We start from the raw sequence: 12,064 nt of genomic DNA on the forward strand, positions 1-12,064 counted from the left end.
AATAACAGGCCTTTAGCCAAAAAATAGCTTGTAATTTAAATTAGTTTTGCTAATATAGTGACCCTTGGCTGGGTAGCACAGTGGTTATGCAGCGGATTGCAAATCCGTAGACGCCGGTTCGATTCCGACCCCAGCCTCCATTTATTTTGCTCACTGTTTATAAGATTTGCGTTAATTTTGGCTTGCATTCTTAATATAACGGCTTATAATAGCGAGCACTTATCTAGTCATCAGAGGGTCTATCAACTGATTGACGTATTAGATAATACAAGTTTTGCCCGGGTGGTGAAATTGGTAGACACAAGGGATTTAAAATCCCTCGCTAGCAATAGCGTGCCGGTTCAAGTCCGGCTCCGGGTACCATTATAGCAGTACTAAAAACACCGCAAATCGTTATGATTTGCGGTGTTTTTTTTATGTGTAAGCTATCAAAATGTTCGGTTTAAACGTCATATAGTGAGTCCTAAATAAAAAGAGTGCAGCTTTTACGGCGTGCTACTGGTATAAATTTTCTTTGCTTGCTGTGCGACTCCGTCACTCCAGATGCTGCATAAAATTCATCTCAGTAGCACTGTATTTATTTTATAGTGGATCGACTATATTAAGAGGCGATTAAATCAAAAACATATCTGCTCTGTCTAAACCACTTTATGCTTCTTAAAGTTCTCAGCCTGCTCGAATATCTCTTTATAGACCTCTTTTGAATCCACAGGGGGATAGCCCCACGCGTCGAGCAATACCATCAAGTCAAACTGTAGCTCCGCTTTGATGTCATCACGCTTGTTCCAATCGGTGTATTTAGCCTTCTCATCGATGAGCTTTTTTACCTCTTTTGACAGCGCCACCAGCTTATCTTCTGGATAGGTAAAGTCATACTTATGCGCCAGTGATAGCAGAATGTCATAAAAGGCTTTTTCTTCAAAGTTGATACCCATCTCGCCAAAGGACGCCATCTCTGCGCGCAGCTCGTTATACATTTTTATAATCTCATCGGAGAAGTCGCTAATCACCTTTGGTTGTAGCACATCTTGCTCATCACGGTCGTTATATTTTTCGATCAAAGCATTCATCTGTTTACTAAAATCAACGCCCTTTACCTTGTTGGTTTTTTTCAGCTCAACAATAGCTTTTGCCAGTAGCTGTTGTAGTAGCTCAAGCTTGGTATTAGGCTGCTTGATCGCCTCAAGCTTGGCTAGATAATCTTCATCGAAGATGTCAATCGCGCCGTCTGTACCATCACCACCCAGCTTAAAGATCTCTTCTACCCCATCACTCATCAGCGCGTCTTTCACCAGATCACGCACCTTTTGATTCATCTGTTCGGTATCAGGTGCGCCGCCAGTGGTGATTTTGAAGATGATGGTACGTATAGCTAGGTAGTAATGAATCTTGTCCTTGTGCGCCTTTGTGAGCGCCTCACTACCCACGCAAATGTCATAGGCAGACTTTAGGCGACGGGCTAAATCCATAAAGCGTTTTTCTAGCTTTTTAGATTGCAGGGCAAAGTCAGCTGCTGCGTTTAAGCAGTTAAGCTGCTCTAGTGGCGTGCCGTTGAAATAAGAATAAGAGTCAAATTTATGATAGACGGTATCAAGCAAGCTCAAGTGATCTTTGACCACCACCACTGACTTTTGGATGTCCTCGAGGTTTTGTACCTGACCGCCAGTGTAATGCGAGAGTGCCAGGTTCATCTGCTTTTTGATACCGATATAATCAACGACTAAGCCGCTCTCTTTGCCTTCAAACTTACGGTTGACCCGTGAGATGGTCTGAATCAGGCTGTGCTTTTGCAGCGGTTTATCAATGTAGATGGTATCGAGAAAGGGTACGTCAAAGCCTGTGAGCCACATATCGACGACGATGGAGATTTTGAAGTTAGACTTGCCGTTTTTAAACTGACGATCCAGCTCTTTGCGGTAGTCTTTATTGCCTAGTTTGTCCCACAAGTCTTTTGGATCGTCTTTGCTACGTGTCATAATCATCTTGACTCGCTCCATGGGTTTGACCTTTTTCTTCTCGCTCTCTGATAAGATTGAGCCTTCCTCGCATGCTCGCACCTCATCCCATTCAGGACGCAGCGCTATGATGTCTTTATAGAGCTGATAGGCGGCCACTCGGCTACTACAGACGAACATCGCCTTGCCCTTTTGGGTGGTGCCCTCGCTTACTCGTGCTTCATAATGCTGCACAAAGTCCTCGGCGATAGCTCTGATGCGGTCAGGATCACCCAAGATGGTCGACATACTCGCCATGGCTTTTTTGCTCTTGTCGACCTGATACTCATTTGCGCCCGACTCTACGCTATGGGTATAGTATTTTTCGACTTCATCAAGCTGTTTGCTATCAAGTAGCACTTTGGCGGCGCGACCTTCATAGACGATACGCACGGTGATCTCATCAAATACCGACTCGACCATGGTGTAGCTGTCGATGACTGGGCCGAAGACATCTAGGGTGGCGTCAATCGGTGTGCCTGTGAAGCCAACGTAAGTGGCATTGGGCAATGAGTCATGTAAGTATTTGGCAAAGCCGTAAGACTTCTTTACGCCATCCTCACTCACGGTGATTTTTTGCTGGAGATTGATTTGACTACGGTGCGCTTCATCTGAGATACAGATAACGTTGGTTCGCTCTGTGAGTAGAGCTAAGTCTTCGGTGAACTTATGAATAGTGGTGAGGAACACGCCACCACTCTTGCGATCTTTTAGCTTCTCTCGTAGCTCAGCACGACTCTCGACACTGGTGATGTTCTCATCGCCGATATAGGTTTTGGCATTGGTAAAGGTTTTGGATAACTGGTCATCTAAGTCGGTGCGGTCTGTGATTAAGATAATAGTTGGGCTACCCAGCGCCGCGTCTTTCATCAGCAAACGCGTGAGAAATAGCATAGTGTAGCTCTTACCACAGCCCGTCGCGCCAAAGTACGTCCCGCCCTTGCCATCACGTACAGCATCGCTCTCATCAACCTTGCCGTTTGCATCTAGCACTTTCATATGGCGCTTAATATTATCAAACAGTTTGGTGGTCGCATAATACTGCGGATAACGACAAACGATTTTGTCGTCCTTGCTAGAGGTGTCAGGTACATAGATAAAGTTGCGAATGACATCGAGCAGGCGCGCTTTATCAAATAAGCCGCTGATCATGGTCAAAAGGGAATGGATACCGTCTTTCTCTAACTTCTCATCGCCCGTGACTTTACGCCAAGAGTAGTAGAACTCGTAAGGCGCAAAGAAGGAACCCATCTTTGAGTTGACCCCATCGCTAATCACGCATAGCGCGTTATATTTAAACAGCTCTGGGATATCGCGCTTATAACGGCTGTTCAGCTGATCGTAAGCATTAGACAAAGTGGCGTCTTCACGAATACTGCTCTTAAACTCAAACACCACCAGTGGTAAGCCATTGATATAGAGAATGGCGTCGGGAATACGAGTCTCAAAGCCTTGTATCGCCATTTGGCTGACGATGCGAAAGCGGTTGTTATCGAGTGCCTGATAATCGATCAGCTGGATGTATAAGTCTTTTTGGGTATGGTCTTCGCGCTTGAGTAAAAATCCATCAGCGATCCATTTCATAACGGCTTTATTGGTGTCGTACAGATCGGATGCAGGCAGGTAGTCGAGCTTATGGATGATGGCGTCAATCTCATAGTCAGTGATTGAGTCGGCTTGATAACGGGTCGCTAGAAACGCACGAAGATCGGACTTGATGAGCACGTCATCAGGATTACGGCCAGTCTCAAGACTAAGTGCCGCGCCTACGCTGTGCGGATAGCCCTCGGCTGCTAGTAGCTCGATAATGGCTTGTTCTAGCCGATCTTCGGTGAATTTCAATAGGATGTCCTTTTTAATATTTTGGTGCGTGAAACGAAACTCTATAAAACCATCTTAAACCTGAATCACATGTAGGGTGCTTTCTAAGCACCGTTTAAAGTTTGAAATCTTATGGATGGTTCGTTGAACGCACCCTACAAGAATGTTCAATTTACTAATATTTTTTTGTGATAAATTGCCCTACAAAAACATCTTACTCTAAATTATTAGCAAATTTTTCTGGTAATTCAATGATTTTTGCTCCCCAATCGGCTGGATAGTTGCCCTTTTTTACATGACGATGAAAGCTAGAATATGGCTAATCAGCAACCTTTTTGACTAATCCATGTTTGACAGGATTGTAGTGCAAATAATTCATATGATTTATAAAATCCTCTTCGCTATGAATTTGATGTTCATAAAAGCGGCGCTGCCACAATCCCTTCTCGTTTCTATTAACCTTTGAAGTACTTAAGTCATCTGATGCCAGATGATATTGCGGGCAAGCCCTTGTTGTAAGGCGCTTTATACGTGACCAGCATTGACTATAGTTAGTATCCTCGTCTGTCATCTGCCAAATACAATGTAAATGATCAGGCAACTGTACCCATGCCAAAATTTCAAAAGGATATTGCTGCTGAACTGTTTTTATACTTGCTTTAAAGGCTTTCAAAAAGTCATCTTTACAAAATATTGGCCGTCTTTCATACGCAACCAATGTAAAAAAGTAGGTCGCGCCTTTAGTGTATGAGCGTATATATTGTGGCACTATTTTATAACCTATTTAGAATTTACATTTAAAACATTCATAAACTCAAATCTTGCGTAAGGTGCTTTTTAAGCACCGTTTATTTGTTAGACTTTAGTGGTGCGTGAAACGACACCCTACAGAACCATCTTAAACCTGAATCGGGCGTAGGGTGCTTTCCAAGCACCGTTTATAATTCGAAAACCTCGCCAATGGTGCGTGGAACGACACCCTACAGAACCATCTTAAACCTGAATCACACGTAGGGTGCTTTCCAAGCACCGTTTGTGATTCAAAATCTCGCCAATAGTGCGTGGAACGACACTTTACAAAATCATCTTTAACTTGAATCACACGTAGGGTGCTTTCCAAGCAACGTTCATCATTCAAAACTTCGCCAATAGTGCGTGGAACGACACCTTACCAAACCATATTAAAATTGAATCACACGTAGGGTGCTTTCCAAGCACCGTTTGTGGTTCATAATTTTGCCAATAGTGCGTGGAACGACACCTTACCAAACCATATTAAACCTGAATCACACGTAGGGTGCTTTCCAAGCACCATTTGTGTTTGTAAATCCTGCCAATGGTGCGTGGAACGACACCTTACCAAACCATATTAAAATTGAATCACGCGTAGGGTGCTTTTTAAGCACCGTTTGTGGTTCATAATTTCGCCAATGGTGCGTGGAACGACACTTTACCAAACCATATTAAACCTGAATCACACGTAGGGTGCTTTCCAAGCAACGTTCATCATTCAAAACTTCGCCAATAGTGCGTGGAACGACACCTTACCAAACCATATTAAAATTGAATCACACGTAGGGTGCTTTCCAAGCACCGTTTGTGGTTCATAATCTCGCCAATGGTGCTTAAAAAGCACCCTACAATGTATCAGAAATACGCAACTCGCCCGACATTAACTTAGGTAAAAGGGTATCGCGGAGTTTGGCGAGGGTTTGATTTTGTTTAGTGTTTTCTAAAATGATGTCTATAGTACTTTGAAAGTGTGAATCCAATGAAATTAGGAGCTTCTCATTAGGGCAGAGAATTGGTAAAGCTTCAAAATTCGATTTGTTAAGAATAGGCATTGTTGATCCGCTACTTCCTAGATGGAATATTTCTTCTCTTCTTCTACGTAAATTAAAGAAAAGATAATTACGCCAAAACTCATTACAGTTTGTTATAGAGTTAATTTGTTGATTAGTTACTGAAGCAGACGGTGAAATAGTTGTTTTTCCCATTTGGCTTCCTATACAAGTTACACAAATTGAACCAGCACTTATTCTTGAATTCTTAACTGCATTTACACCATTTTCTGACAGATAGCGATTCGTATTAATAATAAAGGGTAGATCATCAATATCTGTCGGTGTAATAAATGGCGTTCCATCTTCATTGTAGGCATTATCGATTTTTTTAGATGGTGTTTTCCCAGTAACTACCCTTCCAATGTCTTTTATACTCCTAACCGACCACCCCTTCGGAATCCAACCCATTTCCTCAGTAAACTCAAACTCATTAGGGAATAAATGGTTGATATCTGAATTTCCTTTTTTCTTAATGCCTTTACGCTGATCGCTACGTTCTATAAATTCATCAGGAATAGCGTTACCAGCCGCAAGCGCGTTATCAATCACAGGATCAAAATCAACAAACCAGCTTTTAAACAACGCCTGCGCCATCGCTTCTAGCGTTTCATTCATTTGGCGGTTAAGTTCGATTTTATCATCAAGCGTACCTAAAACGTGGGCAATGGTTTTTTGTTCGGGTATAAAAGGGAGTGATATTTCAGCTTTCTTAAAATCTCTTAAAACTACACGAGGAATAGCAGCACCAGATATAAAATTTCTTTTTAAATATTCTATAGTTCGAGAGGATAAGAAATAATATTTGAGAAATCTTGAGTTAATTTTCTCAGGATTAGGTCTTAGTATTGCAACCGAGGATAAAAGTACAACTTCAGCATCTTTTTCAAAAGTACATACTGTGTCTAATGCGCTATTGCCATCTTTCGCGATTAATACATCACCTAGTTCTGGCTTACAACCTTGCTTAACTAGGTCATCATAATCTTCTTCTGATATGTGACGCGCAGTTTCAAGATTCAGACCATAGAACTCTAAATCTTTTACAGATGCCATTGGCTTTCCAGAGTCAACGGACTTTGGGCTTTTGTGAGCACCATCGGTTATTTTAATACAAACTTCATCTAGCGTCGTTTTCTCCCAATCACTCGCCATAACCCAAACCCTCCAAATTCTGACAAATGGTTGCATCTAGTTTTTGTGACTCTTGCATCTGTGCATATAGCGTTTGGCTGAGTTCTAACATCTTCGTTTCAAACGGTATGCCATCATCCTCGATTGCTGCAGCCCCTACATAACGCCCTGGGGTCAGCACATAATCATTGGCTTTGATATCGTCCAGCGTTGCCGATTTACAGTAGCCTGCTTCATCGCTATAGGCTTCATAACCGCCTGCTTCTGCTTCACCGCGCCATGTATGATAAGTATTGGCAATGGTCTCAATATCATCGTTGGTAAATTCTTTATGGGTGCGATCAACCATGCTACCGATATTACGCGCATCGATGAATAGCGTCTCGCCCGTACGATTACGTAGCCCTTGCGCCTGCGCTTTGGCAGATGTCGCCGCTTTATCTTTACTGATGAACCATAAGCACACCGGAATCTGCGTGGTGTAGAACAGCTGCCCGGGTAGCGCAATCATACAATCGATGAGATCGTTTTTGATAATTTGCTCGCGTATCTCGCCCTCACCGCTAGTGGTGGTCGACATCGAACCGTTTGCCAGCACAAACCCTGCCGTACCGTGCTCAGATAATTTAGATATCATGTGCAATATCCAAGCGTAGTTGGCATTGCCGGTCGGCGGTGTTGGATAGCCTGCCCAGCGCGGATCATCGACCAGCTCATCAGGCGCGCGCCAGTCCTTTTGGTTAAAAGGCGGATTGGCCATGATAAAGTCGGCTTTTAGCTCTTCGTGCTGATCTTTAAAGAACGTATCGGCCGCCACATCGCCCAAGTTGCTTGCGATACCGCGAATGGCAAGGTTCATCTTAGCGAGTTTGTACGTTGTGCTGGTGTATTCCTGCCCATAGATAGACACATCTCTGGTATTGCCGTGGTGACTCTCGATGAACTTGATGGACTGCACGAACATACCGCCCGAGCCGCAGCACGGATCGTAGATTTTGCCTTGGTATGGCTCTAGCATTTCTGCAATGAGATTGACCACGGATTTGGGCGTATAGAACTCACCGCCACCTTTGCCTTCAGTGGCGGCAAACTTCCCTAAGAAATACTCATAGACACGCCCGACGGTGTCCTCTTCTGGATTACCGATGGTGTCGATGTTATTGACCACATCGATCAGCGCGGCAAGCTTACTGGCGGTTAGACCTAAACGCGAAAAGTAGTTGTCAGGCAATGCACCTTTGAGCGAGGGATTGGTCTTCTCTATCGTACTAAGCGCCGTGTCGATTTTCAGCGCGATGTCTTCTTGCTTGGCGTTTTGCTGGATGAACTGCCAACGGCTCTCCTCTGGTAAATAAAACACGTTGTCTTTGGTATAGGCTTGCACCATGTCGATATGCTTCTCAAAGCCTGTATCAATGAGGGTTTGGCGCTGCTGCTCGAAAGTATCACTGATGAACTTTAAGAAAATTAGGCTTAAGACGATATGCTTATACTCTGAGGATTCGACGCTACCGCGCAATTTGTTGGCAGCATCCCAAAGCGCTTCTTCAAAATTACCCTTGTCTGTTTTATCTTTTTTGTTTACTGGTGTTTTAGCCATGTTTTTTAGTTCTCTGTGTTTTGATACTTAATCACGCAACAAGCGCGTGATTAGCCATGCAAGAAAGGGATTTATTATGTGCTAACAATTTTAGCGAGATTGTACTTTTAAGCAAGTTTATCTACCAACTTATTTTTGGGGTTTGGCTGTAGACCTGCTAAGCCCACAGCCCTTCAACATTAACAGCACCAGCCTCAATAGTGGGATAATCTGAGAACCTAAGTTGATAGCCGCCAACTGTATTTGGGCGAATAGTACAATTCGCTCCCAATGGAAAGCTATGTTTTTGCGCGATATGTCCAAAGGTCATACCACTATAGATAGGCAGACCTGTGAGCTTGTGCAGCTGACGCACTACTGTGGCGACGTCATAGCGCTTATCGTAGCTATCCTCGCCAGTCCCTGTAAGTGAGCCAAAGACAATCGCCTGCTGATCCTTGAACACACCTGCTAGGTACAAATCATAGAGCATACGCTCAATGCGATAAGGCTGCTCGCCGACGTCCTCTAAGAACACAATACCGCCATCGATACGCGGCAGATACGCGCTACCTGCTAGCGATGACACCACACTCAGATTACCGCCCCATATCGTACCTGTCATCGCCTGACTATCATTGGTTGCCAAAATGGCAGGCAAATTGTCGCCAGTGAGCGCCGCACTATTGATCTCTATGCTCAGATTTGGATCGCTAAGTGCTTGGGCGAACTGACGGCAGCTGACTTGATCTGGCGTTATTTTGCCAAACTCGCTATAGAGCATAGGCGCGGCAAGCGAGCTCATAGCGCCTTGTGCCAGTAGTGCGCACTGAATGGCAGTCACATCGCTAAAGCCTGCTAGTATCGTACCGCGCTCTGTCATGATACGTCCTAATGTCGCCCAGTCGATCATAGGTAGCATGCGCATGGCCCCGTAGCCGCCGCGCACGCCAAGGAGCAATTTGGGCGCGGCTATCGCCCCTGTAGCGATGTTCTGTAAGTCGCCGGCTCGCTGCGAGTCCGTACCAGCAAAACGCAAATACTGGCGGCTAACGATACTAGGATTGTCCACTCTAAACCCAGCGCAAGCCAAACGCTGGAGTCCCAATGCATTGCGCTCATCACTACCGCCGACGTTGGAGCTGGCAAATAGTCGCGTCTCGATAGTAGGCGTAATACAAGTAGGCGGCGCTACTGATATAGTATTATGGGTAACCGTACTAGGTAAATCATCCTTGGTTAGCGGACTACTATCAAAACCATCAAGCGCTAGTGTGCTTGCTACACTTGGCTTTGCCAGCATACCAATGCTTGCACCTGCGCCTAAACGCTGTAAGAACTGGCGACGGTTTAGTCTTGATAAGATAGTAACCATTGATATACCTTTTAGTAATTTGACTGATGCTAGGGCGTATTGAACATTCACAAATACGCACTGACAGAGACTATTTTTTAGTCGCTGCTCTTAAATTAGAAGCAAGATAAAAATAGTAAGTTTAGTCATTCTAAGCGTCTATTTTTATCAAAGGAGCGGCAAAAAAGAGTCCTGTCCTTTCAGGCTGATGCTAAAATTGCCCCCCAGCTCTATATAAGCAGTGTGTTGCAAGTCTAGCTAAGGTCTAGACATTATCTTTGACTTGCGCCGTGTCTGGAACACAGCTTTGATAAACTAGCAGCGATCAGCAGTGCCATGGTTGAATGTTCAACACGCCTTAGTTATCTAAATAGATACTAAGAACGTCTTTTACAAAAGCGTAACGCGCGCTCAGTCTTTATTTTTGACCTCGCATTATAACGCAGCTCAAAGCGGTAGAATCAGTTGCCACATTTAATTTATCACAACAAAACGATACACAGTCACTCATAGTCTTATTTGGATGCACTCACGACTCTTGCTATAGTAAGGAGCGCCTGACATACAATAACTAACGACCAAAATTAAGGATATAAAAATGGCTGACAAAGAAAAAGACAAAGACAATAAAAACCTCATCGACAATATGAAGCTTATCTTAGGTAAAGAAGATAAATTAAATGATCAACTTGAGAATGGTCGCGGTCTTGAGCGTTACGCCAAGGATTTGCTCCTTTTGCTAAGCCTAGTAAAAGACTACTATCAAGGTAATTATCGCGACATTCCCTACAAGACCATATCAGCAGCAGTGGTTGGCCTACTCTATGTCCTAAACCCTATCGATATCATTCCAGACTTTATACCGTTTATCGGTCAGATCGATGATGCACTGGTACTCAAGTTTTGTCTCAAGCTGATGGAAAAGGATCTGCTAAAGTACAAAACTTGGAAAGATGAGCAGACAGCAGCCAAAGACGGTGACAAACCATCAGAGACTACGGATGAAAAGGCGCAGAATAAAAACAAGGACAAGAAGAAATCCGCTAAAGAGTCAAAATAACTCGCTCACCATAGCTATCAGGTAGTACTTGTAGCAAAAACATGGTCAATGAGAGACTCATTAACCGTGTTTTTATTTACTCGCTTAATCGCGCTAATCGTCTCAAACTTGTCCTAGTCTGGAACGTCATAATTGGCTTTTTCTGGATTAAGACCAAATGAGTAGACAAAGGTGGCAACGAGACTGTTGACTATAATAAAAGGCAGATCAAGAGCGACATGCCCAAGGATATAGCGCCCCAGCATCCACGATACAATTAGCATAACGATAAAGAAGCCAGCCAGATAACCCAAAATCGCTGGATGTTTTAGGTGATAAGGCTGCTCAGGGTTTTTGTCAAGCAAATAAAGTCGAACCGCCCAGCCTGCTGCATAAGATAGGCCGCCCAACACCACATAACCCAAAAAATTCATATTTTTAACTCAATTAATCGTTTTTGATTGACAAGATTTACCTATTCTATCAAGCGATATCAAATGCTTTCGTTCACATTATCAATGACGATATCGGCGTGCGGATTAGCCAAAATATCGGTATTGATATCATCGCACTCGACGCGGTAGATGGTATTAGCGCCGCGGTAGATGTAGGATAGATATTCGCTGTCAAGTAGCGGGTCGATATTAGCATAGACAGGCTTGACATGGGCGAGTACCAGCACTCTATCAGGACGCGCGATGAGGGCATCGACATTGTCAGGGTCAATAGAGAAATAAGTCGGTATTTCACTGTTATCGAGCACCTCTAAAGGCTCAGGATCATCCCAAACTCGCCCGCTACTGGCAGGCTCTTTCATTTGCATCACGCGCATCCCATCAATCTCGCTCACCTTTATTTGAGCAGGCTCATCATGGCTGACCGTATAGCAGCCGTCAAATATAGACAAGTTAGGTGCCGCGGTAGCTACTACGCTATCCGCCATGGTGTCGTCGTTGCTACAGCCTATAAATACTAAGGCACTACTCACAACCAAGACAACTTTACATGCTGCTAATCGGTGACGTCTAACGGTTTGAAGTAATGACATGCTAGGGTTTTCCTAAATAATAAGGTAGAAGCGATGCAATGCGCGTTTGCGATAATTTTAGCAAAAAAATAAATCTGGTTTTGTTGTGATATGTGGTTTTAGGAGTTTATTGCTGACAGTCGCCCCTATCGATGACGTATTTGCTATAATCAAAGGCATAAATCTCACAGCTATTATTTGCTAAAATACGCTCGATACTGGTTTTTTATCTGCGTCTAAGACCCTACGCAATCCTCTATTTTTATCTTAATTCA

The 12,064-nt window shown here is 43.8% G+C and carries 8 protein-coding genes and 2 tRNA genes; 3 read left to right on the plus strand and 7 right to left on the minus strand.

Features of this window, described 5'->3' with window-relative positions:
* Window positions 1–66: 66 nt before the first annotated feature.
* Window positions 67–140, plus strand: a tRNA-Cys gene (locus ACR64J_RS08055).
* A gap of 136 nt (window positions 141–276) precedes the next feature.
* Window positions 277–363, plus strand: a tRNA-Leu gene (locus tag ACR64J_RS08060).
* A gap of 275 nt (window positions 364–638) precedes the next feature.
* Here the strand turns inward: ACR64J_RS08060 and ACR64J_RS08065 are convergent.
* The 5 genes from ACR64J_RS08065 to ACR64J_RS08085 all read right to left on the minus strand — a co-directional run bounded on the left by ACR64J_RS08065 (window position 639) and on the right by ACR64J_RS08085 (window position 9,744).
* Complete coding sequence (locus tag ACR64J_RS08065) at window positions 639–3,836, minus strand: type I restriction endonuclease subunit R (protein WP_435949198.1); 3,198 nt, start codon at window positions 3,834–3,836, stop codon at window positions 639–641.
* Between the two features lie 298 nt (window positions 3,837–4,134).
* On the minus strand, window positions 4,135–4,584 hold the full coding sequence (locus tag ACR64J_RS08070) for an REP-associated tyrosine transposase (RefSeq protein WP_435949199.1): 450 nt from the start codon (window positions 4,582–4,584) through the stop codon (window positions 4,135–4,137).
* A gap of 868 nt (window positions 4,585–5,452) precedes the next feature.
* Window positions 5,453–6,811 carry a restriction endonuclease subunit S gene (locus tag ACR64J_RS08075; protein WP_435949200.1) on the minus strand — a complete coding sequence of 453 codons (1,359 nt, stop codon included), beginning with the start codon at window positions 6,809–6,811 and terminating at the stop codon, window positions 5,453–5,455.
* Window positions 6,801–8,390, minus strand: a complete 1,590-nt coding sequence (locus tag ACR64J_RS08080; protein WP_435949201.1) for a type I restriction-modification system subunit M — start codon at window positions 8,388–8,390, stop codon at window positions 6,801–6,803. The genes ACR64J_RS08075 and ACR64J_RS08080 overlap by 11 nt, the downstream gene beginning before the upstream one ends.
* A 157-nt stretch (window positions 8,391–8,547) precedes the next feature.
* The gene (locus tag ACR64J_RS08085) at window positions 8,548–9,744 is read right to left on the minus strand and encodes an LD-carboxypeptidase (protein WP_435949202.1); all 1,197 of its coding nucleotides are present in this window, start codon (window positions 9,742–9,744) and stop codon (window positions 8,548–8,550) included.
* Window positions 9,745–10,321: 577 nt separating this feature from the next.
* On the opposite strand from ACR64J_RS08085, the gene ACR64J_RS08090 reads away from it, so the two are divergent.
* Window positions 10,322–10,783 (plus strand): YkvA family protein, encoded by a 462-nt coding sequence (locus ACR64J_RS08090; RefSeq protein WP_435949203.1) that lies wholly within the window; start codon window positions 10,322–10,324, stop codon window positions 10,781–10,783.
* A 113-nt stretch (window positions 10,784–10,896) separates the two neighbouring features.
* Here the strand turns inward: ACR64J_RS08090 and ACR64J_RS08095 are convergent, their stop codons facing one another.
* Together ACR64J_RS08095 and ACR64J_RS08100 are read right to left on the minus strand one after the other, a co-directional pair.
* Window positions 10,897–11,196: a hypothetical protein gene (locus tag ACR64J_RS08095; RefSeq protein ID WP_317198475.1), complete on the minus strand. Its 300-nt coding sequence runs from the start codon at window positions 11,194–11,196 to the stop codon at window positions 10,897–10,899.
* Window positions 11,197–11,255: 59 nt separating this feature from the next.
* Entirely contained in the window at window positions 11,256–11,810 is a 555-nt protein-coding gene (locus ACR64J_RS08100; protein ID WP_435949204.1) for a hypothetical protein, read from the minus strand.
* Window positions 11,811–12,064 lie beyond the last annotated feature (254 nt).

It is taken from the genome of Psychrobacter sp. DM8, assembly GCF_051307025.1.
Lineage (GTDB): Bacteria > Pseudomonadota > Gammaproteobacteria > Pseudomonadales > Moraxellaceae > Psychrobacter.